This window comes from Kitasatospora sp. LaBMicrA B282, assembly GCF_050325825.1.
Lineage (GTDB): Bacteria > Actinomycetota > Actinomycetes > Streptomycetales > Streptomycetaceae > Kitasatospora.
In genome coordinates this window covers 43,772-69,979 of the sequence record NZ_JBNQTI010000025.1, presented here as the reverse complement: position 1 = coordinate 69,979, position 26,208 = coordinate 43,772, and the positions used below count along the sequence as shown (strand labels likewise).

Sequence of the window (26,208 nt, the reverse complement as noted above, 5' to 3'; positions counted from 1 at the left end):
CCCCGCGCGCCGCGCCCCGCCCCCCGGCGGTGGCGCGGCGCGCGGGGCGCTGCCGCAGCACCGCGTCACCGCCGCACCGCCGTCACCGCCTCGCCGCCCCGTCCTCCAGAAAGGCCCGGCCATGGGCAACCACGCTCCCGCGAACGATCCCCCGGTCTCCTACCCCGACCCGGTCGCCCGCCGCCGACGGAACCTGCTGTTCACCGCCCTCGGTGCCTGCCTGCTCGGCCTCTTCATGCTGCACCGGGCCGGTGACCCGACGGCCTCGCTGCCCCCGAAGCCCAGCGCCGCCCTGGCCCACCCGGCCGCCTCGCCGACCGCCACCCCCTCCCCCGCCCGGACGGTCCCGGCCCTGGTCGTGCCCGACGCCCACCCGGTACGGCTGAGCATCCCCTCGATCGGCGTCAACGCCCCCTTCACCGGCCTCGGCCTGGACCCGACCGGGGTGATCAACCCGCCGCCGGCCGACGACACCAACCTGGTCGGCTGGTACCAGGGCGGCACGGTGCCCGGCAACCGCGGCCCGGCCATCGTGCTGGGCCACGTGGACACCAGGACCTCGCCCGCGGTCTTCTGGGGCCTGAGCTCGGTCACCCCCGGCACCACCGTGGACATCGCCCGCGACGACAGCGTCACCGCGACCTTCACGGTGGACAGCGTGGAGGTCTTCCCGAAGGACCAGTTCCCCGACAACCGGGTCTACGGCAAGACCGCGGACGCCCAGCTGCGCCTGATCACCTGCGGCGGCGCCTACGACCGCCAACGCGGCGACTACACCGCCAACGTGGTGGTCTTCGCCCACCTCACCGGCCTGCGCGAGAGCTGACCCGGGGCGGCCGGCCCGAGCCGGCGCCGCGTTCCGGCAAGCGCCGGACAGGGCCCGACCGCCCGCCCTAGGCTGACCGCATGGCGCATCCGACCGACCGTCAGCCCGCCGTCCCCGCCTGGCTCGCGGAGGCGGTGCTGTACCAGGTCTACCCGCAGTCCTTCGCCGACTCGAACGGCGACGGGATCGGCGACCTGCCCGGTCTCACCGCCCGCCTGGACCACCTGGCCGACCTCGGGGTGACCGCGCTCTGGCTCAGCCCGTGCTTCGCCTCCGAGTTCGGCGACGCCGGCTACGACGTGGCCGACTACCTGACCATCGCCCCGCGCTACGGCAGCAACGCCGACCTCGCCGCCCTGGTCGGGGCCGCCGCCGAGCGCGGCCTGCGGGTGCTGCTCGACCTGGTGCCGGGACACACCTCGCACCGCCACGCCTGGTTCCGGCACTCCGCCCGGACCCCGGGCGACGACCGGTACATCTGGTCCGACCGGATCACCGCGCCGGTCCACGAGTGGATCCCCAACCTGGGCCCGCGCGGCGGCTTCTACCGGGCCAACTTCTACCCGATCCAGCCCGCCCTCAACTTCGGCTACGCCCGCCCGCACCCGGACGAGCCCTGGCGCAGCCCGGTGGACGCGCCGGGTCCGCGGGCCAACCGGGCCGCCCTGCGCGAGATCATGGCGCACTGGTTCGAGCTGGGGGTGGCCGGCTTCCGGGTGGACATGGCCGCCTCGCTGGTCAAGGACGACCCGGAGCACCTGGAGACCGGCCGGCTCTGGGGCGAGCTGCGCGGCTGGCTGGAGCGCGAGTACCCGGACCGGGTGCTGATCGCCGAGTGGGGCGACCCGGCCCGCTCGGTCCCGGCCGGCCTGCACGCCGACTTCTTCCTGCACTTCAACGGCCGCGCGCTGCGCTCGCTCTGGGACAACGGCACCGGCAGCCAGGGCAGCTGGGCGGACGGCCGGCCGTGCTTCTTCGACCCCGCGGGCGACGGCTCGCCGGCCGAGTTCCTGGCCGCCTGGGAGCAGGCCGAGAAGGCGATCGACGGCCGTGGCCTGGTCGCGCTGCCCACCGCCAACCACGACTTCTCCCGGCTGGCCTGCGGCCCGCGCACCCGCGAGCAACTGGGCTGCGCCTTCGCCTTCGTGCTCAGCTGGCCCAGCCTGCCGGTGATCTACTACGGCGACGAGATCGGCATGCGCTACGTGCCCGGGTTGCCGGACAAGGAGGGCAGCCAGTTCGGTTCCGAGGCCCGGCAGGGTTCGCGGACCCCGATGCAGTGGGACGACACGCCCGGCGCCGGCTTCTCCACCGCCGCCCCGGCCGCCTACTACCTGCCGCTCGACCCGGCCGCCGACCGCCCCAGCGTGGCCGCGCAGCAGGCCGACCCCGACTCGCTGCTGCACCAGGTGCGCCGGCTGGTCCGGCTGCGCCGCCAGGTGCCGGCGCTCGGTACCGGCGCCCCGGTGACCGTGCTGTCCGCCGGCTACCCGTTGGCCTACCTGCGCGGCACCACCCATCTGGTGGTGGTCAACCCGCGCCGCGAGCCGGCCGAACTGACGCTGCCCCAGCTGACCGCGACCGCCGAACCGCTGCTGGCCCGCGGGGTGCGGGCGGCGGCGGGGCGGGTGCGCGCGGAGGGCTTCGGCTACGGGATCTTCGCGCTCTGAGCCGCCGTCGGCCGGGGCCGCCGCTCGAATCGCCGGGTGTTTCCGGGCTCCTTATGCTGGCGGCGATGAGCGTCAACCGCCGCAGGATCCTGCGGACCACCGCCCAGCTGGCCACCCTCACCGCGGCCGGCCCGCTGCTGGCGGCCTGCGGTCAGGAGGCCGCCGGCGCCGGTGGCAGCGCCGCCACCGCACCGGGCCACCCGCACCCGGGCACCGCCACGGGCAGCGCGCCCACCGTGCTCACCCCGGGCCGGGTGCCGGGCGCCGTCCCGCACACCAACCCGATCGGCGGCCCGGGCAGCCCGACGGCCGCCGGCCCGTCCGCCACCAGCCCGTCCGCCACCGCCTCGGCGAGCCCGGCCGACCAGCCGCCGCTGGCCGCCGGCACCCCGGCCGAGGTGGCGACCGGCCCGCGGGACCGGCCGCAGATCGCGCTGACCTTCCACGGCCAGGGCGACCCGGCGCTCGCCACCGCCCTGCTGACGGCCGCCGAGCAGCACGGCGCCCAGGTCACGGTGCTGGTGGTCGGCAGCTGGCTGGACCAGCAGCCGCAGCTGGCCCGGCGGATCCTGGACGGCGGGCACGAGCTGGGCAACCACACCCAGAACCACCTGGACATCAACGCCCTGCCGGCCGACCAGGCGTACGCCGAGATCGCCGGCTGCGCGGACCGGTTGCGGGCGCTGACCGGCTCGATCGGCCGCTGGTTCCGGCCCTCGGCCGCGCAGTACGCCTCCGCCGAGGTCAAGGCACAGGCCCTGCGGGTCGGCTACGAGCACTGCCTCTCCTACGACGTCGACCCGCGCGACTACGCCGACCCGGGCGCCGACGTGGTCCAGCGCCGGATACTGGCGGCGATCAGGCCCGGCTCGATCGTCGCGCTGCACATGGGCCACCAGGGCACCGTGGACGCGCTGCCGGCGGTGCTGGAGGCGCTCCAGCAGCGCGGCCTGAGCGCGGTGACCGCCAGCCGCCTGTTCGCCTGAGCCTGAGCCCGCGCCCGCGCCCGCGCCCGCTAGGCCAGCGGGTCGTCGCCCCCGAACGGGCGCAGCCGCAGCGTCCTGGCGTCCGCCGCCCGGATCTCGGCGGCCTGCGCCACCAGCCGCTCCAGGTTGTCCCGCCCGGCGTGGATGAACCGCCCGTGCAGCCCGTCGAACCTGCCGCGGGCCGCGTCCACCACCACAGCGACCATGTACGGGATGCTGTTCCACTCCTTCATCCCGGCGAACATCGGCATCCCGGCGGTCATGTCGGTGGCCACCGCGCCCGGGCTGATGTCCAGCACCACCACGTGGTGCTCGGCCAGCGAGTCGGCCAGGTTGTCGGAGAGCTGGAGCAGCGCGCCCTTGGAGGTGGCGTAGGCGGAGTAGTGGCCGTCGGGGCGGATCGCGAAGCCGGAGTTCAGGTTGACCACCCGCCCGCGCCGGCGCGCCACCATGCCCGGCAGCACGCTGCGCATCAGGTTGACCGGCCCGCGCAGGTTGACCTCCACCACCTGCCACCACTGGCCCAGGTCCGCCTCCCAGAACGGGCCCTCGCTCCGGTCGACCTGCCCGGCGTTGTTGACCAGCAGGTCGATCGGCCCCAGGTCGCGCTCGACGCTGCGCACCGCCTCGCGCACCGCGCCCGGGCGGGACACGTCGGCGGTCACCGCGATGCCCTTGGCGCCCTGCCGGACGCAGGCCTTGAGGGTGTCGGTCAAGGTCCCCAGGGTCCGTCCGACCAGGCCGACCGCCATGCCCTCGGCGGCCAGCCCGAGCGCGATCTCCCGGCCGATGCCGCGCCCGGCACCGGTGACCAGGGCCACCTGCCCCTCCAGTGAACCGCTGCGCATCGCCGCTCCCTTCGCCCCGCCTCCCGGCGCACAGCACAGCATTCCGGGTGCGCCCACCCGGGGTGGGGCGGCCACACAGGCGGACGCACCGGCCTCACCCGATCGGCGCAGCCCCCGGTCCTGACGAAGATCGGCAGGGCCCCTGGCCCACACCGGGCCGCCAGGTAGTACGGTCGAGCGGAATGGGCGGCGACCCCGCCCGGCTGGACACCAGGAAAGGCAAGTGAGTGAGCGACATCGCGCGCGTCGGAGTGGTCGGCTGCGGTCTGATGGGATCGGGCATCGCCGAGGTGTTCGCCCGAGCCGGACTGGACGTCCTGGTCTCGGAGGCGACCCCGGAGGCCCTGGAGATCGGTCGGGCCCGGCTGACCAACTCGCTGGACACCGCGGTCAAGCGCGGCAAGCTCAGCCAGGAGCAGCGTGACGAGGCGATGTCCCACCTCAGCTTCACCACCGACCTGACCGAGTTCGCCGACCGCGACCTGGTGGTCGAGGCGGTCGCCGAGCGCGAGGACATCAAGCTCCAGATCTTCCAGACCCTCGACCAGGTGGTGCAGCGCCGCGACGCGGTGCTCGCCTCCAACACCTCCTCGATCCCGATCGTCAAGCTGGCCGCGGCCACCACGCGCCCGGAGCAGGTGATCGGCCTGCACTTCTTCAACCCCGCCCCGGTGCAGCGCCTGGTCGAGGTGATCCCCACGCTGACCACCTCCGCCGAGACCACCAGCCGGATCGAGGCCTTCGCCGTCCAGGCCCTCGGCAAGGAGCCGATCCGGGCCCGCGACCGGGCCGGCTTCGTGGTCAACGCGCTGCTGGTGCCCTACCTGCTCTCCGCGGTGCGGATGTTCGAGTCCGGCGTGGCCACCGCCGCCGACATCGACAAGGGCATGGAGGCCGGCTGCGCCCACCCGATGGGTCCGCTGCGCCTGTGCGACCTGATCGGCCTGGACACCATCGTGTCGATCGCCGACTCGATGTACGAGGAGTTCAAGGAGCCGCTGTACGCGGCCCCGCCGCTGCTCTCCCGGATGGTCGACGCGGGCCTGCTCGGCCGCAAGTCCGGCCGCGGCTTCTACGACTACACGGCCACGGCCTGACCCCTCCCCAGGCAGCCTCCCGGGCCCCCGCGCGGCAGTCGTCCGCGCGGGGGCCCGGCCGTACCCGCCTGCCCCTCGACCTCCCGTTGGACCTCCCGTGCCGCTCATCGGTCCGGCAGTCATGGACCTGCCCGGTTCTGGGTAACACGGCCGACGACCGGACGTACACCGAGACCTCGACCCGAGGAGCAGCATGGGGACTTACGGGCAGGACTGGTCGAGCTACCAGTCGGCCGCACCGGACACCAGCGGGCTCAGCTTCGCCTTCGTCAAGGTGACCCAGGGGCTGACCTACACCAATCCGGTCTGGACCGACCAGCGTGATCACGCCAGAGCGGCGGGCCTGGTGGTCGGCTACTACCACTACCCGGAGATGGGCAACGCGATGGCGGCGGAGGCGGATCGTTTCCTCAGCCTGGCGCAGCCGCAGAACGGGGAGTTGGTCTGCCTGGACTGGGAGGGCTACGACGCGGAGAACGAGAGCGTCCCCAAGGCGGACCAGCTGAGCTACAAGGAGGCCTGGCTGCGCTACGTCAAGGGCAAGCTGCCGCACAACGCCGTCGGGCTCTACTGCAACGCCGACTACTGGAACAACGTCGACACCACCGGCTACTTCCAGGACTTCCTGTGGATCGCCACCGCCGGGCTGCCGGCCGGGCAGCCGGGGGTCAACGCCGACTGGCTGTTCCACCAGTACTCCGACGACGGCACCGACCAGGACTTCTGCCACCTCGGCTCGACCGCCGAACTCCGCTCCTGGGCCACCGCCTTCGCACCGCCCGCCGGGCCGGCCTGGCCGGGCGAGTACCTCAGGCTGCAGACCCCGATGCTGCACGACGGCAACGTCCGCACCTGGCAGCAGCAGATGCACGACCGCGGCTGGCCGTTGGGCGTGGACGGCTGGTACGGGCAGCAGTCGCAGACCGTCTGCCGGCAGTTCCAGCAGGAGAAGGGGCTGACCGTGGACGGGATCGTGGGCCCGGCGACCTGGGCCGCGTCCTGGAACGACCCGGTCACCTGAGTCGATATGACGATCCGTCAGCCATCGGCGAACGCGGGTCGTGGGGGCGGCCGGGCCGACGTACCGTGAGCCCCATGGACCTCGAGGAGATCTTCCCGCACCTGCACCTGCTCCGCTTCGGCGTGGGCCAGGCCTACCTCTGGCTCGACGCCGACTCGCTCACCCTGATCGACTCCGGGCCGGCCGGCTCGGCACCCGCGATCGCCGAGGCGATCCGGGCGCTGGGCCGCCGGCCCGCGGAGTTGCAGCGGATCGTCCTCACCCACGGGCACGACGACCACATCGGCGGCGCGGCCGAGGCGGCCGGCTGGGGCGGGGCCCAGGTGTTCGCCGGTGCCGCGGACGCCGCGCAGATCCGCGGCGAGGTGCCGATCCCGGACCTGGTCTTCGCCGCCGAGTGGGAGCGGGAGCTGTTCGACTCGCTGCCCTACCTGCCGCCGGCCGGCCCGGTCCCGGTGGACGTGGAGCTGCGCGAGGGCGACACCCTCGACTTCGGCGGCGGTGCCCGGGTGATCGCGGTGCCCGGCCACACCGAGGGCAGCATCGCGCTCCACCTGCCCGACGCCCAGGTGCTCTTCACCGGGGACACGATCAGCAACGTGCAGCAGCAGACCCGGCTCGGGGTGTTCAACCTGGACACCGACCAGGCCGTGGAGTCGCTGCACCGGCAGGCCGAACTGCCCGTCGAGACCGCCTGCTTCGGGCACGGCGAGCCGATCGCCACCGGGGCCGCCGAGCGGCTGCGCCGCGCCCTGCCGCAGGGCTGACGCGACGGAGCCCGGGAACGTAGCCAGTTCCCGGGCTCCAGTGTGCCGCCCACTTGCACACACCGGCACGTTGAAGAGTGCGGATCAGTCTGACATCGACGCGTTCTACCGTTGAACTACCGAGCCACGAGCGGCTCAGACAGGATTTGAACCCGCATTCGTCGATCGTCGTCCGCACCCGGTCGATCCGGCGTTCGGCGGCGAATGCTGAGACTGGAGCGAGAGTCTGAGATTGACAGGGACTGCCTCTGCCTGACTTGGGCCACCCCCGCGCGGCTGGTGCGGGGGGAGGGATTCGAACCCCCACCGGATCCCTGGGATCAGCTTCACATTCAGTGTCAGCTTGCGCCGGCTCCCCGGCGCACCCCCGCGCTCGAGCGGGGGCGTTCATGAGGCTACCGGAACAGGTAGCCGAACACCGCGTCACCCACCCGCTGGTCGGTGACCTCGGTGCCGTTCGCCTCCTCCCGGGCGAACTTGACGGCCTGCTGGAGCTTCTCGACCCGCTCCTGCAGCTCGTTCACCCGCCGGGCCGGCAGCGCACCGGAGAACTTCACGGTGGTCCAGTACCCCACCGGGACGTCCTCGTAGTACACCTCGACCTGGGCCGGGTGGTTCTCGGTGGCCTCGGCCTTGACGTGGTTGCGCGGCACCTTCTTGGTCCGGATGGTGCGCACCTGCTCGGTCTTCCAGGAGTCGGTCGACGGGTCCAGGTTCCAGGACTCGGCGGCGTCCAGCACCGGCAGCTTGCGCACGAAGGTGGCCAGGTCGGTGAGCTGCTTCTCCAGGAAGAGCAGGTAGGGCACCGGCACCTGGGCCAGCAGCACCTGACCGTCCAGCACCACGTCGGCGCAGGCCGAGCGGTTGGTCCAGTCCTTGGTCGCCGTCACGTCGAACAGCTTGGTGAGGGTGGCGGCGGTGGTCCGCAGCACGTCCTCGGCCTTGACCTGCACCCGGGTGGACTCGGGCGGCAGTTGCTCGCCCTCCTCGTCCTTGGGCTGGTAGGTCCGGGAGATCCCGGCCAGCAGGGCGGGCTTCTGCAGGTCCTGGTGAGCCTGGGTCAGCTCCTGGAAGGACTTGGACTTGACGCCCTTCTCCACGGCGATGATCTGATTCAGCTTCGGCACGTCAGGGACGCTAGCAGGGCGAACAGCCGTACGGCGAATGAGATTCGCGCACCGAGGAAACCGGGCCGGGAAACGCGGTGGGCCCCGGTGCGGACGTGCTCCGCACCGGGGCCCACCGTCGGCCGGGACTACGCCCCGCGCAGCACCGCACCGGTGCGCGCCAGCGCGTTGGCCACCGCGGACTCGCGGGCCGCGGAGGCCTCGTCCGCGGTCAGCGTGCGGTCGGTGGCCCGGAACCGCAGCGCGTAGGCCAGCGACTTCTTGCCCTCGCCGACCTGCTCGCCGGTGAAGACGTCGAACAGCCGGATCGCCTCCAGCAGTTCGCCGGCCCCCTCGCGCAGCGCGGCCTCCACCGCGGCGGCGGGCACCGCGGCGTCCACGATCAGCGCCACGTCCTGGGTGGCGACCGGGTAGGAGGAGACGGCCGGGCCCTCGGCCTGCGCCTCGCCGTCGGCGGTCAGCAGGTCCAGGTCGAGCTCGGCCACCACGGTGCGCTCCGGCAGGTGCAGCGCCTTGACCACCCGCGGGTGCAGCTCGCCGGCGTGGCCGACCACCCGGTCGGTGCCGGCCACCAGCAGCTCGGCGCAGCGGCCCGGGTGCCACGGGGCGTACTGCCCCTGGCGCACCGCCAGCTCGACGCCGGCCGCGCCGGCCACCGTGCGGGCCGCCTCGACGGCGTCCGCCCAGCTCGCCTGCGCGCCCTTGCCCCACCAGCCGGAGGGCAGCCGCTCGCCGGTCAGCGCGACGGCCACCCGGCGCGGCTGGTGCGGCAGCGCGGCGTCCAGCGCGGCGATCTCCTCGTCGCTGGGCCGGCGGTCGACCGCGGGCCGCGGGGCGACCGGCTGGTCGGCCGCGGGCAGGAAGACCAGGCCGGCCTCGAAGACCGCCAGGTCGGTGTTGCCGCGGCCGATGTTGCGCCGCACCGCACCGAGCAGGCCCGGCAGCAGCGTGGTGCGCAGCGCAGGCTCCTCGTCGTTCAGCGGGTTGACCAGCTTGACCGTGCGGCGGCGGACGTCGTCCGCGTCCAGGCCGAGCGCGTCGAAGGCCGCGTCGCCGAGGAACGGGTAGTTGTGCACCTCGACGTAGCCGGCCCCGGCCAGCGCCCGGCCGATCCGCCGGTGCATCCGCTGGTCGGCACTCAGGCCCTGGCCCGGCGGGACGGTGGGCATCCGGGTGGGGACGTTGTCGTAGCCCTCCAGCCGGATGACCTCCTCCGCCAGGTCGTTGGGGTCGGTCAGGTCGGGGCGCCAGGTCGGCGGGGTGACCTCCAGCAGGTCGGCGCCGACCACCGAGCAGCCGACCTCCTGCAGCCGGCGGGTGACGGTCTCCCGGCCGTACTCCAGGCCGGCCACCCGGTCGGGCAGGTCGGCGGCGATGGTGATGGTGCGCACCGGGTGCGGGGCGGCGATGTCGGTCACCCCGGCCTCGGCGGTGCCGCCGGCGATCAGCACCAGCAGGTCGACGGCGCGCTGCGCGGCGGCCCGGGCGGCCTCCGGGTCGACCCCGCGCTCGAAGCGCTTGGAGGCCTCGGAGGGCAGCTTGTGCCGCTTGGCGCTGCGGGCGATCGCCACCGGGTCGAAGTGCGCGGCCTCGATGATCACCTCGGTGGAGCCGGTCACGGCACCGGTCTCCGGGTCGAAGACCGGGTCGAGGATCTCGGTGGAGGCGCCGCCCATCACGCCGGCCAGGCCGATCGGGCCGCTGTCGTCGCAGATCAGCAGGTCCTCGGGGGACAGCTCGCGCTTCTGGCCGTCCAGCGTGGTGAGCACCTCGCCGGCCTCGGCGCGACGCACCGCGATGGCGCCCGCGACCCGGCTGCGGTCGTAGGCGTGCAGCGGCTGGCCGACCTCCAGCATCACGTAGTTGGTGATGTCGACGGTCAGCGAGATCGGGCGGACGTGCATCTTCTGCAGCCGGCGCTGCAGCCAGATCGGCGACTTGGCGGCCGGGTCGATGCCGACCACGGTGCGGGCCACGAAGCGGTCGCAGCCCGCCGGGTCGGCGACCTTGACCGGGTAGCCGAAGGAGTTGGCCGGCGGCACGTCGAGCAGCGCCGGGTCGGCCAGCGGCAGCCCGTAGGCGGCGGCCGCCTCGCGGGCCACGCCGCGCATCGACAGGCAGTAGCCGCGGTCGGGGGTGACCGCGATGTCCAGCACCTCGTCGACCAGCTCGAGCAGCTCGATGGCGTTGGTGCCGGGGGCGTACTCGGGCGGCAGCACGATGATGCCGTTGTGGTCCTCGCCCATGCCGAGCTCGCGGGCCGAGCAGATCATGCCGGCCGAGGTGCGGCCGTAGGTCTGCCGGGCGGCGATCGGGAACGGGCCGGGCAGCTCGGCGCCGGGCAGCACCACGACCACCTTGTCGCCGACCTCGAAGTTGCGGGCACCGCAGACGATCTCCTGCGGCTCGCCGGTGCCGTTGGCGTCGCCGACGTTGACCAGGCAGTAGCGGATCGGCTTCTTGAAGCCGGTCAGCTCCTCGATCGACAGCACCTCGCCGACCACCAGCGGGCCCTTGAGGTCGGCGCCGAGCTGCTCGACGGTCTCGACCTCCAGGCCGGCCCGGATCAGCTGCTCGGCCAGGTCCCGGCCGGTGACCCCGGCGGGCAGGTCGACGTACTCACGCAGCCAGGAAAGCGGGACGCGCATCAGATCTCCATCCCGAACGGGAGAGTGAAGCGCACGTCACCCTCGACCATGTCGCGCATGTCGGCGACGTTGTGACGGTTCATCAGGATCCGCTCCAGGCCCAGGCCGAAGGCGAACCCGCTGTACTGCTCGGGGTCCACCCCGGAGGCGACCAGCACCCGCGGGTTGACCACGCCGCAGCCGCCCAGCTCGATCCAGCCCTCGGAGGAGCAGGTGCGGCACGGCGCGTCCGGGTTGCCGACGCTGGCGCCCCGGCAGACGAAGCACTGCAGGTCCACCTCGGCGCTCGGCTCGGTGAACGGGAAGTACGAGGGGCGCCAGCGCAGTTCGAGCTCGTCGCCGATCAGGGTGGCGACCAGGTGCTCGATGGTGCCCTTGAGGTCACCGAAGGTGATGCCGCGGTCCACCGCGATGCCCTCGACCTGGCGGAACACCGGGGTGTGGGTGGCGTCCAGCTCGTCGGTGCGGTAGACCCGGCCGACCGAGACCGCGTAGAGCGGCGGCTGCTTGGCCAGCATGCTGCGGATCTGCACCGGCGAGGTCTGGGTGCGCAGCACCATGCCGGAGTCCGGCGAGCCATCGGCGGCCGCGACGAAGAAGGTGTCCTGCATCGAGCGGGCCGGGTGGTCCGGGCCCAGGTTGAGCGCGTCGAAGTTGAGCCACTCGGCCTCGACCTCGGGGCCGGCGGCGATCGAGTAGCCCATCGCGACGAAGGTGTCCTCGATCCGCTCGGCCAGCGTGGTCAGCGGGTGGCGGGCGCCGCGCGGGGCCCGGTCGTAGGGCAGCGTGACGTCCACCGCCTCCTCGACCAGCACGCGGGCGTCGCGCTCGGCCTCCAGCTCGGCCTGACGCTTCGCCAGCGCCTGGTTGACCGCACCGCGGGCCTGGCCGATCAGCTTGCCCGCCGAGGCCTTGGCCTGCGGCGGCAGTGCCCCGATCTCGCGGTTCGCCAGCGAGAGCGCGGAGCGGTCGCCGGTGTGCGCGACCTTGGCCTGCTTCAGCTCGTCCAGGCTGGTGGCGGCGGCGAAGGCGGCGATCGCCTCGTCGCGGGCGCGCTCGACCGCCTCGGGCTTCAACGCCTCGACCTCCACCGGGTCGTAGGACTTATTGGGTGCCGACATGTCGATGTTTTCCCGTGCTCCTGCTCGTCTGCGTGGCGTTACACCAGGTCGAGTGTAGTCGCAGAGCGCATACCCGCCGGTGATCGTCCCCGGGCGTGAGATGCCTCGGGGACCGCGTGGACAACCCGGATCGGCCCGCCGGGCCCGTGGATCGATCGCCCCCCGAAAGGCCAGGCGATCAGACCATGAAGTCGGGCACCCCGGCGGGCAGGATAAATCGGAACCGGGCGCCGCCGCCGGGGGCCCGGTCGATCCGGATGGTGCCGCCGTGCGCCTCGACGATGCCCTTGACGATGTACAGGCCCAGGCCGGTGCCGCCGCGCTTGCTGCCGCGCCAGAAACGGGTGAAGACGCGCGGCATGGCCTCCTCGGGGATCCCACTGCCCTGGTCGCTCACCGTGACCGCCGTTCCTTCCACCACGCGGGGCGGCGCGCCCGGGTGCTCCGGGCCGGCGGCCTCGACGATCTCCTTGGCCGGCGCCACCTCGATGGTGACAGTTCCCTCGCCGTGCCGCACCGCGTTTTCCAGCAGGTTGGCCAGCACCTGGTCGACCTTGTCCGGGTCGGCCCACTGCTGCGGCAGCCCCTCGGCGAGCCGGATGTCGAACCGCTCGGCCGGGATGCCGGCGGCCACCTTGCCCGCCACGTGCCGGCGCACCGCGGCGGCCAGGTCGACCACCTGCTTGCGCACCTCCAGGCGGCCCGCGTCGATCCGGGAGATGTCCAGCAGCTCGGCGATCAGCCGGGTGACCCGGTCGGCGTCCGCGTTCACCGTCTCCAGCATCACCCGCTTCTGGCCGTCGGTGAACCGCTCCCACTTGTTCAGCAGGGTCGCGGTGAAGCCCTTGACGCTGGTCAGCGGGGAGCGCAGCTCGTGCGCGACGGTGGCGATCAGCTCCGCGTGGGCCCGCTCGGTGCGGCGCCGGGCGTCGGTGCCGCGCAGCGCCACCACCAGCTGGCGCAGCGGCCCGCGCGGGTGCTCCCGGACGTAGGCGGCGGAGACCAGCAGCTCCCGGTTGCGGCCGGGCAGCAGCAGGTTGCGCTCGGGCTGCCGGGTGCGGATCGCCAGCCCGCCGTACGGGTCGGTCAGCGGCCACCAGCGACGGCCGTCCAGGTCCTCCAGCGGCAGCGCCTCGGCCAGCGGGCGGCCCAGCACGGCGGCCGCGCCGACCCCGGTGAGCCGGGCCGCGGCCCGGTTGAAGGTCACCACCAGGCCGTCCCGGTCGGCGATCACCAGGCCGTCGGGCAGCTGGTCGGGGTCCAGCGCCGGCCCGGCCGCTCCGGCCGGCACGGCGCAGGGCCGGTCCTCGCTGCCGAGCATGGGTGTCCTCCCGATCCGACGGCCCCGCCGGCCGCCCGCGCGGCCGAGCGTGCTGCTCCCGTGTCTGTTGCCGTGCGAGTTGCCGTGCTCCCCCGAGCCCAGACCCTAGCGCTCCGTGCCCGACTCGCGACAGCCTGCGGGCGAACGCTGCTCGCGCGCGGAGGCGTAGAGGCAGACGGCGGCGGCCGTGGCGAGGTTGAGGCTCTCGGCGTGCCCGTGGATCGGCACCCGGACCACCTCGTCGGCCAGCGCCCGGGTCTCCTCCGGCAGGCCCCAGGCCTCGTTGCCGAAGAGCCAGGCGGTCGGCCCGGCCAGGGTGCCCTCGTCCAGCTCCTGGTCCAGGTCCCGCCGGCCGGCCCCGTCCGCGGCCAGCACCCGCACCCCGGCCGCCCGGAGCTCGGCCACCGCCTGCTCGACCGGCACCCCGACCGCCACCGGCAGGTGGAAGAGGCTGCCCACCGAGGCGCGCACCGCCTTGGGGTTGTAGAGGTCCACCGAGGCGTCGGTGAGCACCACGGCGTCCGCACCGGCCGCGTCCGCAGTGCGCAGCACGGTGCCGGCGTTGCCGGGGTCGCGCACGTTGGCGAGCACCGCGACCAGCTTCGGGCGCGCCTTCAGCACCTCGGCGAACGGGGTGTCCAGGAAGCGGCAGAGCGCCACGATGCCCTGCGGGGTGACCGTGTCGCAGATGTCGGCGATCACCTCGTCGGTGGCGGTGAGCACCGGCACCCCGGCCGCCCGGGCGGCGGCCACCAGCTCGGCGTGCCGCTCGGCCGCCTCCGGGGTGAGGTAGACCTCCACCACCGCGTGCTCGCCGTCCGGCAGCAGCCCGAAGTTCACGGCCTCGCGGACCGCCTGCGGGCCCTCGGCCAGGAAGCGGCGGTCCTTGCCGCGCTGGGCCCGGCGGGCCAGCTTGCGCGCGGCGATCACCCGCGGCGAGCGGAGCGAGCTGAGCTGGGGGGTGTCGGTTGTGGCCATGCTCTCGGGCGGTCTCTCTCGGCAGGGTGCGGCGGCGCGCTGGATGCGCCGAGTCTGGGTGCGCTGACGGCGCTGGGTGCGCTGAGTGCAAAGACCCGCAGGCTCACGAGGAGCCTGCGGGTCCGGGGTGCTGCGTGGATCAGGCGGCGTCGGCAGCGGCCTTCGGCGCGTTGACGTCGGCCGGCAGCGCCTTCTGGGCGGCCTCGACCAGCGCGGCGAACGCGTTGGGGTCGTTGACGGCGAGCTCGGCCAGCATCTTGCGGTCGATCTCGATGCTGGCGGCCTTCAGACCCTGCACGAAGCGGTTGTAGGTCATGCCGTTGGCACGGGCGGCCGCGTTGATGCGCTGGATCCAGAGCTGACGGAAGTCGCCCTTGCGCTTCTTGCGGTCGTTGTAGTTGTAAACGAGCGAGTGGGTGACCTGCTCCTTGGCCTTGCGGTACAGGCGCGACCGCTGGCCACGGTAACCGCTGGCGCGCTCCAGGATGACCCGGCGCTTCTTGTGGGCGTTCACTGCCCGCTTGACGCGTGCCACTTCATTACTCCTTGGGTTGGACCACGGACTACTTCACGCGGTCCGTCATTCGAATAGGTCGGGAAGGATCAGCCGGACTCCGCGGCGGGGCCGCGGCGGGCGATCACTTGCCGAGAAGCTTCTTGATCTTCTTGGCGTCAGCGGGGGCCATCTCGGCGTTGCCGGACAGACGGCGGGTCAGCGTGGAGGGCTTGTGCTCCAGGAGGTGGCGCTTGCCGGCGCGCTCGCGCAGCACCTTGCCCGAGCCCGTGATCTTGAAGCGCTTGGAGGCGCCACTGTGCGTCTTCTGCTTCGGCATGTCGCCGTATCTCCTCGTCGGTCCGCCTCGGCCCGCGTGCAGAGCGCACGCGGGCCCAGGCGCTTGGTGTTCTCGATACCGGGGCGGGAGCCCTGGTACCGCGTGGCCGGATCGTGCGGACCGACCGGAGCCCTACCGGGCTCAGGCGTCCTGCGCGACCTCGGCCGGCTGCTCGGCGTCGGCGGCGGTGTCGCCGGCCTCGGCCTCGTTCTGGGCGGCGTCGTCGGCGCTCTCGGCCTCGAGAGCGGCGTCCTCGGCCTCAAGAGCGGCGTCCTCGGCCTCAAGGGCCGCGTTCTCGGCCTCGAGGGCCGCGTCGTCGGCCTCGGCGGCGTCAGCCTGGCCGCCGGTGCGGCCCAGGCGCTCGGCCTTGCGGGCGTCCTGCGCCGCACGGGCCTCGGCCATCGCCTCGGTCTTCTTCTTGTGCGGGCCGAGAACCATGATCATGTTACGGCCGTCCTGCTTGGCCGAGGACTCCACGAAGCCCAGGTCCTGGACGTCGGTGGCGAGCCGCTGCAGCAGTCGGAAGCCCAGCTCGGGGCGGGACTGCTCGCGACCACGGAACATGATCGTGATCTTGACCTTGTCGCCCTGCTTGAGGAACCGAACGACGTGACCCTTCTTGGTGTCATAGTCGTGCGGGTCGATCTTCGGCCGGAGCTTCATCTCCTTGATGACCGTGTGCGCCTGGTTCTTGCGCGCCTCACGGGCCTTCATGGCCGACTCGTACTTGAACTTGCCGTAGTCCATGAGCTTGCACACCGGCGGCCGGGCGGTCGCCGCGACCTCGACCAGGTCGAGGTCGTACTCCTGCGCGAGCTCCAGCGCCTTGGCAAGCGGCACGATGCCGACCTGCTCGCCGCTGGGACCGACGAGTCGCACCTCGGGGACGCGAATCCGGTCGTTGATGCGGGGCTCGGTGCTGATGGGGCCTCCTCGGTTGCACCTTCTTCATACGGCCGTCAGGGAGGCGGTCGCACGTAGTGGACTTCGACCACTGGGCGGGGCTTCATTCGTGCTGCGCTGCCGTCGGCACGGGCCGTCGGACCCTGCTGAGCACCGCGGCACGAAAAAAGCCCCGCTCGGTTGCAAGCGGGGCTCCACACAGACCGGGGCTGCGCCCTGGGGCGCTGCGAGCGACCGGCGGCCCTGCGGCTGCGATCGCTGACCGGGACCCGTCGACCCGGAGGTCGATCAGGTGGGAGACTGTGGAGCCTCCTCTTGCTGGCCGGGCACGGTGAAGCGCCTGGCCGGTCATTGGAAAACTCTACACTACCGGCGCAGCGCACGTCGCGCCGGACGCCGCCAGGTACTCTGCCAGGGCCAGCGACACCCCCGAGGAATAGAGCCCCCGCGTGAGCACCGAGCCCTCCCAGTCCGTGCCGGCCGAGCCGCAGGACTCCGGCCTGCACGAGCCGGCCCCCGACTTCGACGACCTGACCCGTGACATCGCCGAGGTGCCCGCGGTCGAGGTCATCACCACCGTCGCGGTGCACCTGATGAGCGCGGCGGCCGTGAAGTGCGGGCTGGCCGAGGGCGGGGAGAAGGACAAGGACCTGGACGAGGCCCGCAAGCTGATCACCGCGCTGGCCGGCCTGGTGACCGCGGGCGCCCCGGAGATCAGCAACTTCCACGCCGCCCCGCTGCGCGACGGGCTGCGCTCGCTCCAGCTCGCCTTCCGCGAGGCCTCGCTGGTGCCGGACGCCCCGGGCGCCGGGCCGGGCGAGAAGTTCACCGGGCCCGTCTACTCCTGACGGCCGGACGGTACCGAGGGCGGGCCCGGGATCTCCCGGGCCCGCCCTGCGTCGTGTCGGGCTCCTGCGGTCGGCCGCGCAGGTAGAAGGTCATGCGGTCGGCCGCTGGTAGGGGGGTCCCGCGGTCAGCCGCGCCGGTAGAAGCACTCGCCGGCCGGCGCCCCCGGCGGCAGCAGCGCCAGGTCCAGGCCGCTGGCCAGCCGGACCCGCAGGGTCGGGTCGCCCGCCAGCGCGCCGGCCAGCCGCTGGGCCAGCTCGGCCACCTGGGCACCGTCGGCCAGCCCCAGGGCGAGCACCGCGTCGGTGCCGTCGCCCGGGCGCAGCTCGGCCCGCAGCACCTGCGGCTCGACGGCCAGCAGGGTGCGCAGCGCGGCCAGCACGTCCGGGTCCCGGGTCGGCGGCAGCCAGACCCGGTTCTCCGCCACCGCGCGCATCCGGGCGCCGGTCAGCTGGTAGGTGACCGGGCCGGCGGGGTCGATCAGCAGCGTGTCGGCCCGCTCGCCGTAGGCCGTCATGACCGCCTGCGGGGCGCTCACCGGCGCCGGCCGGGCGTCCGCCTGCCAGGCGGCGAGCGAGGCCAGCGAGGTGAAGGCGGGCAGCGCCCGGCGGCCGTCGGCGGCCTCGATCACCGGGACCGCCATGTCGCTGGTCTTCTCGTGCTTCAGACCGTTGGCGTCGGTGGTCACCTCGCCCAGCAGGGCCACGATCGGCACCATCAGCCGGGCCGGGCGCAGCGCGGCGAGCAGCGCGGGTTCGGCGGCGGCCGGGTCGCGGGCCCAGTCGGCCAGGGCGGCGGCGAGCGCCGGGTCGGCGGTGCCGTCGTCGTCGGCGAATCCGGGGTCGGGGATGTTCTTGCGGTCCACCCGGCGAGCCTAGCCGCTGGCTGCGGGCCCGCCGCGCAGAGTGGGGGCATGACCGAGGTACTGCTGGCGGTCGGCACCGCGAAGGGCCTGTTCCTGGGACGCAGCCGGGACCGGGTGGGCTGGGACTTCACCGGCCCGCACTTCCCGATGAACGGCGTCTACGCGATCGGCATCGACACCCGCGAGGGGCGCACCCGGCTGCTGGTCGGCGCCGACAGCAGCCACTGGGGACCGTCGGTGTGGCACTCCGACGACCTGGGCGAGAGCTGGTTCGAACCGACCCGCCCGGCCGTGGCCTTCCCCGAACACACCAAGGTCGCACTGACCCGGCTCTGGCAGCTCCAGCCGGCCGGGCCGGAGGCGCCCGAGGTGGTCTACGCGGGTACCGAACCGGCGGCGCTGTTCCGCTCCGCCGACGGCGGGGAGAGCTTCGCGCTGGTGGAGACGCTCTGGGAGCACCCGCAGCGGCCGGAGTGGGGCGAGGGCTTCGGCGGCCAGGGGCTGCACACCGTGCTGACCGACCCGCAGGACCCGAAGGCGCTCACCGTGGCCGTCTCCACCGGCGGCGTCTACCGCAGCGCGGACGGCGGGGCGACCTGGGCGCCGTCCAACCACGGCATCACCACCGGCTTCCTGCCGGGCGAGCCGCCGGAGTTCGGACAGTGCGTGCACAAGGTCGCCCGGGACCCGGTGCGGCCCGGGCGCCGCTACCTGCAGAACCACGGCGGGGTGTTCCGCAGCGACGACGCCGGGGCCAGCTGGCACCCGATCGAGACCGGCCTGCCGGCCACCTTCGGCTTCGCGGTGGCCGCCCACCCGCACCGCGAGGGCGTGGCCTACCTGGCCCCGCTGACCGCCGACCACCGGCGGCTGCCACCCGAGCACCGGTGCCGGATCTACCGCACCGTGGACGGCGGCGAGAGCTGGCACCCGCTCAGCGCCGGACTGCCGCAGGAGGACCACTACGGCGTGGTGCTGCGGGACGCGCTGCGCTGCGACGACGCCGACCCGGCCGGGGTCTACTTCGGCAACCGCAACGGCGAGGTGTACGCCAGCGCGGACGAGGGCGACAGCTGGCGGCTGGTCAAGTCCCACCTGCCGGACGTGCTCTGCGTCCGGGCGGCGGTGCTGCCCGGGCGCTGAACCGCCGAGCCACGCCACGGCTTTGCCCGCTACCCGCCCCTACCCAGGGGTAGCCACGCTGTGGCAGGCTGCCGCAATGACGAGCTCCCCCGCCGCCGACCGGGCCCGCTACGACCGGGCCACCGCCGAGTTGGACGCGCCGCTGGCGATCGTCGACCTGGACGCCTTCGACGCCAACGCCGCCGATCTGGTGCGCCGGGCGGCCGGCAGGCCGATCCGGGTGGCCAGCAAGTCGGTGCGCTGCCGGGCCCTGCTGGAGCGGGTGCTGGCCCGGGACGGCTTCGCCGGGCTGATGAGCTTCACCCTGACCGAGTCGATCTGGCTGGCCCGGGCCGGCTTCCCGGACGTGCTGCTGGCCTACCCCTCGGCCGACCGGGCCGGCTTCGCCGAGCTGACCGGCGACCCCAAGCTGGCCGCCGCGATCACCGTGCTGGTGGACGACCCCGCGCAGCTGACCCTGATCGACGCGGCCCGCGCCGGCAGCGAGCAGGTCCGGGTCTGCCTCGAGCTGGACACCGCGCTGCACCTGCTGGGCGGGCGGGTCCGGGTCGGGGCGCGGCGCTCGCCGCTGCGCACGCCGGAGCAGCTGGCGGAGTTCGCCACGCTGGTGCAGCGGCGGCCCGGGTTCCGGGTGGTGGGGCTGATGGCGTACGAGGGCCACGTGGCCGGGGTGGGCGACCGGGTGGCGGGGCGGCCGGTGCGCTCGGCGCTGATACGGGTGATGCAGGAGCGGGCGCGGGCCGAGCTGGCCGAGCGGCGCGCCGCGGTGGTGCGGGCGGTGCGGCGGGTGGCGGACCTGGAGTTCGTCAACGGCGGCGGCACGGGGAGCCTGGAGAGCACGGCGGCCGAGGCGGCGGTGACCGAGGTGGCGGCGGGCTCCGGGCTCTACCAGCCGCGGCTGTTCGACAACTACCGCGCCTTCCGCGGGCGCCCCGCGGCGCTCTTCGCGCAGCCGGTGGTGCGCCGGCCCGGGGTGGGCGTGGTGACCGTGCTGGGCGGCGGGTACCCGGCCTCCGGACCGGCCGGCGCGGACCGCTCGCCGGTGCCGCACCTGCCGGCCGGGCTGCGCTACGACCCGCAGGAGGGGGCCGGCGAGGTGCAGACCCCGCTGCTCGGGTCGGCCGCCGACGACCTGCTGATCGGCGACAAGGTGTGGTTCCGGCACGCCAAGGCCGGGGAGCTGTGCGAGCGCTTCGAGCGGCTGCACCTGGTGGCGGGGGACGCGGTGGTGGCGAGCGTGCCGACCTACCGGGGCGAGGGGCAGAGCTTCCTCTGAGTGCGGAACCGTGGGTGCCCCGCGGCCGGTGGTCCGGCGGCGGGGCACCCACGGTGTGCTGGCGAGGCGCGACGTCTTCCGACGTCTTCCGGTTCGCGGCGAAGCGCTGACCCGGCCTCAGGTCGCGGTGCCGCCGGACCCGTTGCCGCCGGCCGCACCGCCGCCGGCGCCCGGGCCGCTGTAGTTGGTGATCCCGCTGATGATGGAGTCCATCTGGGAGACCGCGGGAGCCTTGTCGGCGATGTCGAAGCCGAGCCGGATCGAGATCAGGCTCTGGCCGTCGGAGGACGGGAAGACCACCGACTCGACCGTGCCGTTGTTGCCCTGGGCCGCGGTGACCTGCCAGCGCACCAGGTAGCCGGAGCGGCCGTCCACCGTGACCGCCTGGGACTCCAGCTCCTTGTGGTCCTTGAAACCGGGGTAGGAGGCCTTGGCCGCGTCGGCGATGTCCTGCTTGGCCGCGGCCTGCGGGTCGGTGCCCTGGATCTGGCCGCTGTTCACCCCGCCCAGGGTGCACTGGGTGGCCTGGCCGCTGCCGCCGTCCGCGCCGCCACCGCCGTTCCCGGCGCCCGGGCACTGGTAGGGGCCGATGTTCAGGAAGGCCGTGCCGTCCTGAGCGGTGCCGCCGGTCCAGCCGGCCGGGACGGGCAGCTGGATGCCGCTGTTCAGGTCGGCGGCGATGTTCGACTGGCCGCCACCGTTCCCGCCGCCGTTCCCGCCGTTTCCGCCGTTTCCGCCGCCCGGGAGACCCGGGATGACCGGGAAGCCCCCGCCGGAGCCGCCGAGGCCGCCGAGCCCACCGCTGCCGTTGCCGCCACCGCTGCCGCCACCGCGGTGGCCGGGGACCCGGCCGTTGCCGTTGCCGTTCTGCGCCGGGTTCGGCTGCGGCACGGCCTGGGCGGTGGCGCGCCCGTCGTGGTGGTCGGTGGCCAGGTAGGTGATGCCGGAGCCGAGGCCGGCGCCGACCAGCAGCGCCACCGCGGCGGTGACCAGCAGCGGCTTGCCGGCCCGCTGGAGCAGCGAGGGCTTGCGGGGCGGCAGCGGTGCGCCGTACGGGTCGACGCTCGGGCCCGGTCCGTACGGCCCCTCGGGTCCGTCCGGCATCGCGGGGTAGCGGACGGTGCCGTTCTCCAGCACCTCGCCCTCGATCACCCGGATGCCGTCCGACAGCACGGTGGTCTCCTCGACCTCCGAGATGCCGGGGCCGTCGGCGGCAGCGGCAGCGGAGCCGCCGGGCAGCACCGCGGTGTCCTCGACGTCCCCGAAGCCCGCGGCGGCCGGTGCATCCTGGTCGGCCGGTGCATCCTGGTCGGTCGGGCCGGCCGGGGCGCCGGAGCCACCGGGGCGGGTGGCGGCGGTCCAGCCGATGCCGTCCCACCATCGCTCGGGCCTGGGGTCACTGGTGGTGTCCTGGGGGTCCGGGTACCACCCGGCCGGGATCTTCGCTTCGCTCACACCAGAAAATGTATGGGCAGGCGGATAAACGCGATATCAACTGACCGGCACAATCGGGTCGATTCGCATGAGATTACGGTGAGAGCGCCCGTTCGGCGGGCCTTGGACGGCCGCCGAAAGTGGAACGACAACGGTCACCACTGCAGCCTTTGGATCTTCGTCCGATATGCGGTTCACTTCCGGTGCAGGGCAGCAGTCCGCAGATCCCACCCGGCGTTCAGGAGACAGCGCGATGGCCGGCCACGACGACCACCAGCACAGCCACGACGATCACGACGGGCACGACCACGACCACGGCGGGCCCGGTGACCAAGGCCACGGCGCCCATGGCGACCACGGCCACGGCCACGGCGACCACGGCCACGGCGGGCACGGACACGGCGGGCACGGACACGGCGGCCACGGCCACTCGCACGGCGTGGCGGCCGACGCCGACCGCCGCTGGCTGACCAGCGCGCTGATGCTGATCGTGGTTTTCATGGCCGCCGAGGTGGTGGTCGGATTCGCCGCGAGTTCGCTGGCGCTGATCTCGGACGCGGCGCACATGCTCACCGACGCCGCCTCGATCGTGCTCGCCCTGATCGCGATGCGGCTGGCCGCCAAACCGGCCCGCGGCGGATTCACCTACGGCCTCAAGCGCGCCGAGATCCTCTCCGCCCAGGCGAACGGGGTCACCCTGCTGGTGCTCTCGGCCTGGCTCGGTTACGAGGCGATCAGCCGACTGGTCTCGCCGCCGCAGGTCGAGGGCGGCCTGGTGCTGGTGACCGCGCTGGTCGGGATCGTGGTCAACCTGGCCGCCACCTGGTGCATGTCCAAGGCCAACCGCAGCTCGCTGAACGTCGAGGGCGCCTTCCAGCACGTGCTGACCGACCTCTACGCCTTCATCGCCACCGCGGTCGCCGGCGCGATCATGCTGACCACCAGCTTCGCCCGGGCCGACGCGATCGCCTCGCTGATCGTGGTGGTGCTGATGCTGCGGGCCGGCATCGGGCTGGTCCGGGACTCCGGGCGGATCTTCCTGGAGGCCGCCCCGGCCGGCGTCGACCCGGACGCGCTGGCCGACCGCCTGGTCACCACCCCGCTGGTCGAGGAGATCCACGACCTGCACGTCTGGGAGATCACCTCCGGCCAGCCGGCCCTCTCCGCGCACATCCTGGTCTCCCCCGGCGGCGACTGCCACGCGGTCCGCCGCGACCTGCAGCGCCGGCTGCGCGAGGACTACCGGATCACCCACGCGACGCTCCAGGTGGACCACGTCGGCGAGGACGAGGACCAGGACCTGCTGCAGATCACCGACGCCGCCGAGGCGCTGGCCGCCGAACACTGCGCCGACTCGCACGGTCCGGTGCACCGCGCCGGTCCGCACGCCCACTGAGGGCGGGCGGCAGCAGGCGGCGGGCGGCAGCAGGCGGCGGGCAGCGGTCGGCGGGCGGAATCAGCGGCCGCCGGGCGGTGTTCGAGCGATCATGACGACCACTGTGCTGCGGTACGCCGCCTTCACCACCGACCCGGACGGCGGCAACAAGGCCGGGGTGGTGCCCGACGCCACCGGTCTGACGGACGAGCAGATGCTGGCCATCGCCGCCGAGCTCGGCTACTCCGAGACCGCCTTCCTGACCGCCGAACCCGCCGCCGGTCCCAGCGCCACCGACCCCACCGCCGCCGGGGCGGACCGCGCCTTCCGGGTGCGCTACTTCGCGCCCACCCTGGAGGTGCCGTTCTGCGGCCACGCCACGGTGGCCGCCGCGGTGGCGGTGGCCGAGGCGAGCGGCCCGGGCGAGCTGCGCTTCGAGACCCGGGCGGGCAGCGTGCCGGTGACCGTCACCGCCGGGCCGGACGGCGTGCTGCGGGCCACCCTGACCAGCGTCGAGCCGCGGGTCTGGACCCCGGAGGACGGCGACGTCGACCGGGCGCTGGCCCTGCTCGGCTGGTCCGCCGACGACCTCGACCCGGCCCTGCCGCCGCGCTACGCCTACGCCGGCGCCCGCCACCTGGTGCTCGCCGCCCGCACCCGCGAGCGCCTGGCCGCACTGGCCTACGACTTCGACGCGCTGGCCGCCTTCATGACCGAGCGCGAGCTGATCACCCTCCAGTTGGTCTGGCGCGCCTCGGCCGCCGTCTTCCACGTCCGCGACCCGTTCCCGGTCGGCGGGGTGGTGGAGGACCCGGCCACCGGCGCCGCGGCCGCCGCCTTCGGCGCCTACCTGCGCGACCTCGGCGAGACCGGCGCGGCGCCCGGTGCGGGCGCCGAGCTGACCCTGCACCAGGGCGAGGACCTGGGCAGCCCGGGCCTGCTCCGGGTCACCCTGCGGGCCGGCGACCCGCGGGTGCGGGTCACCGGCGCGGCGGTGCGGCTGCCGGACTGAGTTGTCACCGCGGTGCGGGATGATCGGGGCGTGACCCTGATGCTGCTCGACACCGCCAGCCTCTACTTCCGGGCGTACTTCGGCGTGCCGGAGTCCGTGAAGGCCCCGGACGGCACCCCGGTGAACGCCGTCCGCGGCCTGCTGGACTTCATCACCCGCCTGGTCCAGGACCACCACCCCGACCAGCTGGTCGCCTGCATGGACGCCGACTGGCGCCCGCAGTGGCGGGTCGACCTGATCCCCAGTTACAAGACCCACCGCCTGGCCCCCGAGCAGCCCGCCGGCGAGGAGGGTGCCGAGGAGATCCCGGACACCCTCTCCCCCCAGGTCCCGGTCATCGAGCAGGTGCTGGACGCCCTCGGCATCGCCCGGATCGGCGTCCCCGGCTACGAGGCTGACGACGTGATCGGCACCCTGGCCACCCGGGCGAGCGTCCCGGTGCGGATCGTCACCGGCGACCGCGACCTGTTCCAACTGGTCGACGACGCCCGCGGCGTGCAGGTGCTCTACCCGGTCAAGGGCGTCGGCGCCGCCCAGCTCATCGACGAGGCCGCCCTGCGCGAGAAGTACGGCGTCACCGGCCCCGAGTACGCCGACATGGCCGCCCTGCGCGGCGACCCCAGCGACGGCCTGCCCGGCGTCAAGGGCATCGGCGAGAAGACCGCCGCCCAGCTCATCCGCGAGTACGGCGACCTCGCCGGCATCCGCGCCGCCGCTGCCGACCCCCTCTCCAAGCTCACCCCGGCCCGCCGCAGGAACATCCTCGAAGGCGCCCCCTACCTCGACGTCGCCCCCACCGTCGTCCGCGTCGCCACCGACGTCGCGCTCCCCGACTTCGACCCCGCCCTCCCCACCGAACCCCTCGACCCCATGACCCTCGAAGCCCTCGCCACCCACTGGGGCCTCGGCACCTCCCTCACCCGCCTCCTCGACACCCTCGCGAGCAGCCGCTGAGAGCTGCTCAGGAGGCCGTCGCGGGAACGAGGTGGTCGAGTCCCCGGGCACTGCCCGTCGCGGCCTCGATCGAGCGCGGCAGCATGACGCTCTCGTAGGCGCGGACGGCGTCGTCGAGGCCGGACTCGGTGACGAGGGCGTGGGCGAGGTCGGCGCCGTCGAGCATGGCGAGATTGGCGCCCAGCCCGACCGGGGGCATCAGGTGCGCGGCATCGCCGAGCAGCGTGACGCCGGGAACGTGCTCCCAGGTGTGCGGGGCGGGCAGTACGAACAGCGCCCGGTTGGTGAACCCGTGGTCACCGGTCCGCAGGATGTCGCGCAGGCTCTCGTCCCAGCCGTCGAACATCCCCAGCAGGTGCGTCCGCACGGCCCGTTGGTCGCCGAGGTCGACGCCGGCGGCCAGGTGCCAGTCCTGCGGCACGCGGAGCGCGACGTAGGCGCGGATGTGGCCGTTGCTGTTGCGCTGGGCGACCAAGGACCTGCCGACGCCCTTCGCCAGCATCGATCCGTTGCCGACCAGCCGTGCGAGGTCGGGGTGGCAGCTGTCGCAGTGGTCGAATCCGGTCTCCACGAAAGTGACGCCGGTGTAGCCGGGCACGGCGTTCGACAGGGCCGGACGGACGCGTGACCAGGCGCCGTCGGCGCCGATCACCAGGTCGAAGTCCTCGGCGGTGCCGTCGCCGAAGAGCAGCCGGCAGGTGCCGTCCGCCCGTGGGGTGACCCCGCTGACCGCGCGGTCCCAGACCACCGAGCCCGCGGTGAGCGAGTCCAGCAGCAGCGCCCGCAGGTGGCCTCGGTCGATCTCGGGCCGGGCACCGTCGGCGGACGGCCCCTGCTGCGCCACCAGGGTGGCGTCGGCGAAGTCGAGCACGCGCCACTCGTCGCCCTCGGGCCGGGCGAGGGCGTGGAAGCGGTCGAGGAGCCCTGCCGCGGCCAGCGCGGCCTGGCCGGTGTCGACGTGCAGGTCGAGGGTGCCGCCCTGCGGGCGGGCGTCGGCGGATGCCTCGCGTTCGAAGACGGTGACGGAGCGGCCGTGTTGCTGCAGGACCCGGGCGCAGGTGAGACCGCCGAGGCCGGCGCCGACGATCGCGATGCGGGGAGCACGGGCAGCGTGCAGGGGACGGTCAGAGTGCATGGGGGTGTCCCTCGGGAGGTGG

At 73.9% G+C, this 26,208-nt stretch carries 23 protein-coding genes, 1 tRNA gene and 1 pseudogene; 12 read left to right on the top strand and 13 right to left on the bottom strand.

The genetic code is table 11. The features are described 5' to 3' along the window. The 3 genes from ACQRUO_RS10130 to ACQRUO_RS10120 all read left to right on the top strand — a co-directional run. Nucleotides 1-826, top strand: an 826-nt coding sequence (locus ACQRUO_RS10130; protein ID WP_428315440.1) for a class F sortase, incomplete at its 5' end; no start/stop codon positions are given. Between the two features lie 80 nt (nucleotides 827-906). Then, entirely contained in the window at nucleotides 907-2,496 is a 1,590-nt protein-coding gene (locus tag ACQRUO_RS10125; RefSeq protein WP_428315439.1) for an alpha-amylase family glycosyl hydrolase, read from the top strand. A gap of 65 nt (nucleotides 2,497-2,561) precedes the next feature. Then, a complete protein-coding gene (locus ACQRUO_RS10120) occupies nucleotides 2,562-3,482 on the top strand; it encodes a polysaccharide deacetylase family protein (RefSeq protein ID WP_428315438.1) in 921 nt (306 codons plus the stop codon). Between the two features lie 29 nt (nucleotides 3,483-3,511). On the opposite strand, the gene ACQRUO_RS10115 is transcribed toward ACQRUO_RS10120, so the two are convergent. Further along, nucleotides 3,512-4,330: an SDR family NAD(P)-dependent oxidoreductase gene (locus ACQRUO_RS10115; protein ID WP_428315437.1), complete on the bottom strand. Its 819-nt coding sequence runs from the start codon at nucleotides 4,328-4,330 to the stop codon at nucleotides 3,512-3,514. 227 nt (nucleotides 4,331-4,557) lie between these two features. Here ACQRUO_RS10115 and ACQRUO_RS10110 point away from each other — a divergent pair, with 227 nt between their 5' ends. The 3 genes from ACQRUO_RS10110 (at nucleotide 4,558) to ACQRUO_RS10100 (ending at nucleotide 7,215) form a co-directional block, all read left to right on the top strand. Further along, nucleotides 4,558-5,427 carry a 3-hydroxybutyryl-CoA dehydrogenase gene (locus tag ACQRUO_RS10110; protein WP_428315436.1) on the top strand — a complete coding sequence of 290 codons (870 nt, stop codon included), beginning with the start codon at nucleotides 4,558-4,560 and terminating at the stop codon, nucleotides 5,425-5,427. Between the two features lie 193 nt (nucleotides 5,428-5,620). Further along, complete coding sequence (locus ACQRUO_RS10105; RefSeq protein ID WP_428315435.1) at nucleotides 5,621-6,448, top strand: GH25 family lysozyme; 828 nt, start codon at nucleotides 5,621-5,623, stop codon at nucleotides 6,446-6,448. 74 nt (nucleotides 6,449-6,522) lie between these two features. Then, nucleotides 6,523-7,215: an MBL fold metallo-hydrolase gene (locus tag ACQRUO_RS10100; RefSeq protein WP_428315434.1), complete on the top strand. Its 693-nt coding sequence runs from the start codon at nucleotides 6,523-6,525 to the stop codon at nucleotides 7,213-7,215. Nucleotides 7,216-7,492: 277 nt separating this feature from the next. Here the strand turns inward: ACQRUO_RS10100 and ACQRUO_RS10095 are convergent. The 9 genes and pseudogenes from ACQRUO_RS10095 to infC form a co-directional block, all read right to left on the bottom strand. Beyond that, nucleotides 7,493-7,586: transfer RNA gene (locus tag ACQRUO_RS10095), tRNA-OTHER, on the bottom strand. 24 nt (nucleotides 7,587-7,610) lie between these two features. Continuing rightward, nucleotides 7,611-8,342, bottom strand: coding sequence for a hypothetical protein (locus ACQRUO_RS10090; protein WP_428315433.1), 732 nt, complete (start codon nucleotides 8,340-8,342; stop codon nucleotides 7,611-7,613). Nucleotides 8,343-8,470: 128 nt separating this feature from the next. Continuing rightward, nucleotides 8,471-10,990, bottom strand: coding sequence for a phenylalanine--tRNA ligase subunit beta (pheT, locus tag ACQRUO_RS10085; RefSeq protein ID WP_428315432.1), 2,520 nt, complete (start codon nucleotides 10,988-10,990; stop codon nucleotides 8,471-8,473). Next, a complete protein-coding gene (gene pheS, locus ACQRUO_RS10080; RefSeq protein WP_428315431.1) occupies nucleotides 10,990-12,111 on the bottom strand; it encodes a phenylalanine--tRNA ligase subunit alpha in 1,122 nt (373 codons plus the stop codon). Before pheS ends, pheT begins: the two co-directional genes overlap by 1 nt. Before the next feature lie 178 nt (nucleotides 12,112-12,289). Then, nucleotides 12,290-13,432: an ATP-binding protein gene (locus ACQRUO_RS10075; protein ID WP_428315430.1), complete on the bottom strand. Its 1,143-nt coding sequence runs from the start codon at nucleotides 13,430-13,432 to the stop codon at nucleotides 12,290-12,292. A gap of 105 nt (nucleotides 13,433-13,537) precedes the next feature. Beyond that, the gene (locus ACQRUO_RS10070) at nucleotides 13,538-14,410 is read right to left on the bottom strand and encodes a TrmH family RNA methyltransferase (protein ID WP_428315429.1); all 873 of its coding nucleotides are present in this window, start codon (nucleotides 14,408-14,410) and stop codon (nucleotides 13,538-13,540) included. A 139-nt stretch (nucleotides 14,411-14,549) separates the two neighbouring features. After that, nucleotides 14,550-14,945, bottom strand: a complete 396-nt coding sequence (gene rplT, locus ACQRUO_RS10065; protein WP_428315428.1) for a 50S ribosomal protein L20 — start codon at nucleotides 14,943-14,945, stop codon at nucleotides 14,550-14,552. 103 nt (nucleotides 14,946-15,048) lie between these two features. After that, entirely contained in the window at nucleotides 15,049-15,243 is a 195-nt protein-coding gene (gene rpmI, locus ACQRUO_RS10060) for a 50S ribosomal protein L35 (protein ID WP_428315427.1), read from the bottom strand. Nucleotides 15,244-15,510: 267 nt separating this feature from the next. Beyond that, a pseudogene (infC, locus tag ACQRUO_RS10055) lies at nucleotides 15,511-16,167 on the bottom strand (translation initiation factor IF-3); the annotation flags it as partial. A gap of 452 nt (nucleotides 16,168-16,619) precedes the next feature. Between infC and ACQRUO_RS10050 the strand changes: the two are divergent. Then, nucleotides 16,620-16,994, top strand: coding sequence for a DUF1844 domain-containing protein (locus tag ACQRUO_RS10050; protein WP_428315442.1), 375 nt, complete (start codon nucleotides 16,620-16,622; stop codon nucleotides 16,992-16,994). 125 nt (nucleotides 16,995-17,119) lie between these two features. On the opposite strand, the gene ACQRUO_RS10045 is transcribed toward ACQRUO_RS10050, so the two are convergent. Beyond that, entirely contained in the window at nucleotides 17,120-17,857 is a 738-nt protein-coding gene (locus ACQRUO_RS10045) for an SseB family protein (RefSeq protein WP_428315426.1), read from the bottom strand. A gap of 48 nt (nucleotides 17,858-17,905) precedes the next feature. Between ACQRUO_RS10045 and ACQRUO_RS10040 the strand changes: the two genes are divergently transcribed. Together ACQRUO_RS10040 and ACQRUO_RS10035 are read left to right on the top strand one after the other, a co-directional pair. Beyond that, nucleotides 17,906-19,000 carry a WD40/YVTN/BNR-like repeat-containing protein gene (locus ACQRUO_RS10040; protein ID WP_428315425.1) on the top strand — a complete coding sequence of 365 codons (1,095 nt, stop codon included), beginning with the start codon at nucleotides 17,906-17,908 and terminating at the stop codon, nucleotides 18,998-19,000. Between the two features lie 76 nt (nucleotides 19,001-19,076). Beyond that, nucleotides 19,077-20,276 carry an alanine racemase gene (locus tag ACQRUO_RS10035; protein ID WP_428315424.1) on the top strand — a complete coding sequence of 400 codons (1,200 nt, stop codon included), beginning with the start codon at nucleotides 19,077-19,079 and terminating at the stop codon, nucleotides 20,274-20,276. A gap of 117 nt (nucleotides 20,277-20,393) precedes the next feature. On the opposite strand, the gene ACQRUO_RS10030 is transcribed toward ACQRUO_RS10035, so the two are convergent. Further along, nucleotides 20,394-21,731, bottom strand: coding sequence for a DUF2510 domain-containing protein (locus tag ACQRUO_RS10030; RefSeq protein ID WP_428315423.1), 1,338 nt, complete (start codon nucleotides 21,729-21,731; stop codon nucleotides 20,394-20,396). Nucleotides 21,732-21,963: 232 nt separating this feature from the next. Between ACQRUO_RS10030 and ACQRUO_RS10025 the strand changes: the two genes are divergently transcribed. The 3 genes from ACQRUO_RS10025 to ACQRUO_RS10015 all read left to right on the top strand — a co-directional run bounded on the left by ACQRUO_RS10025 (nucleotide 21,964) and on the right by ACQRUO_RS10015 (nucleotide 25,051). Then, a complete protein-coding gene (locus tag ACQRUO_RS10025) occupies nucleotides 21,964-23,106 on the top strand; it encodes a cation diffusion facilitator family transporter (protein WP_428315422.1) in 1,143 nt (380 codons plus the stop codon). 91 nt (nucleotides 23,107-23,197) lie between these two features. After that, the gene (locus tag ACQRUO_RS10020) at nucleotides 23,198-24,097 is read left to right on the top strand and encodes a PhzF family phenazine biosynthesis protein (protein ID WP_428315421.1); all 900 of its coding nucleotides are present in this window, start codon (nucleotides 23,198-23,200) and stop codon (nucleotides 24,095-24,097) included. Nucleotides 24,098-24,136: 39 nt separating this feature from the next. Continuing rightward, on the top strand, nucleotides 24,137-25,051 hold the full coding sequence (locus ACQRUO_RS10015) for a 5'-3' exonuclease (RefSeq protein WP_428315441.1): 915 nt from the start codon (nucleotides 24,137-24,139) through the stop codon (nucleotides 25,049-25,051). Between the two features lie 7 nt (nucleotides 25,052-25,058). Here the strand turns inward: ACQRUO_RS10015 and ACQRUO_RS10010 are convergent, their stop codons facing one another. Next, entirely contained in the window at nucleotides 25,059-26,186 is a 1,128-nt protein-coding gene (locus ACQRUO_RS10010; protein ID WP_428315420.1) for an FAD-dependent oxidoreductase, read from the bottom strand. Nucleotides 26,187-26,208: the final 22 nt, after the last annotated feature.

What these genes read in the sequence shown, in the direction of transcription:
- ACQRUO_RS10125 (WP_428315439.1), top strand. Translation starts at nt 907, where the DNA reads ATGGCGCATCCGACCGACCGTCAGCCCGCCGTCCCCGCCTGGCTCGCG.
- ACQRUO_RS10120 (WP_428315438.1), top strand. Translation starts at nt 2,562, where the DNA reads ATGAGCGTCAACCGCCGCAGGATCCTGCGGACCACCGCCCAGCTGGCC.
- ACQRUO_RS10115 (WP_428315437.1), bottom strand. Translation starts at nt 4,330, where the DNA reads ATGCGCAGCGGTTCACTGGAGGGGCAGGTGGCCCTGGTCACCGGTGCC.
- ACQRUO_RS10105 (WP_428315435.1), top strand. Translation starts at nt 5,621, where the DNA reads ATGGGGACTTACGGGCAGGACTGGTCGAGCTACCAGTCGGCCGCACCG.
- ACQRUO_RS10100 (WP_428315434.1), top strand. Translation starts at nt 6,523, where the DNA reads ATGGACCTCGAGGAGATCTTCCCGCACCTGCACCTGCTCCGCTTCGGC.
- pheT (WP_428315432.1), bottom strand. Translation starts at nt 10,990, where the DNA reads ATGCGCGTCCCGCTTTCCTGGCTGCGTGAGTACGTCGACCTGCCCGCC.
- pheS (WP_428315431.1), bottom strand. Translation starts at nt 12,111, where the DNA reads ATGTCGGCACCCAATAAGTCCTACGACCCGGTGGAGGTCGAGGCGTTG.
- ACQRUO_RS10075 (WP_428315430.1), bottom strand. Translation starts at nt 13,432, where the DNA reads ATGCTCGGCAGCGAGGACCGGCCCTGCGCCGTGCCGGCCGGAGCGGCC.
- ACQRUO_RS10070 (WP_428315429.1), bottom strand. Translation starts at nt 14,410, where the DNA reads ATGGCCACAACCGACACCCCCCAGCTCAGCTCGCTCCGCTCGCCGCGG.
- rpmI (WP_428315427.1), bottom strand. Translation starts at nt 15,243, where the DNA reads ATGCCGAAGCAGAAGACGCACAGTGGCGCCTCCAAGCGCTTCAAGATC.
- ACQRUO_RS10040 (WP_428315425.1), top strand. Translation starts at nt 17,906, where the DNA reads ATGACCGAGGTACTGCTGGCGGTCGGCACCGCGAAGGGCCTGTTCCTG.
- ACQRUO_RS10035 (WP_428315424.1), top strand. Translation starts at nt 19,077, where the DNA reads ATGACGAGCTCCCCCGCCGCCGACCGGGCCCGCTACGACCGGGCCACC.
- ACQRUO_RS10025 (WP_428315422.1), top strand. Translation starts at nt 21,964, where the DNA reads ATGGCCGGCCACGACGACCACCAGCACAGCCACGACGATCACGACGGG.
- ACQRUO_RS10020 (WP_428315421.1), top strand. Translation starts at nt 23,198, where the DNA reads ATGACGACCACTGTGCTGCGGTACGCCGCCTTCACCACCGACCCGGAC.
- ACQRUO_RS10015 (WP_428315441.1), top strand. Translation starts at nt 24,137, where the DNA reads ATGCTGCTCGACACCGCCAGCCTCTACTTCCGGGCGTACTTCGGCGTG.
- ACQRUO_RS10010 (WP_428315420.1), bottom strand. Translation starts at nt 26,186, where the DNA reads ATGCACTCTGACCGTCCCCTGCACGCTGCCCGTGCTCCCCGCATCGCG.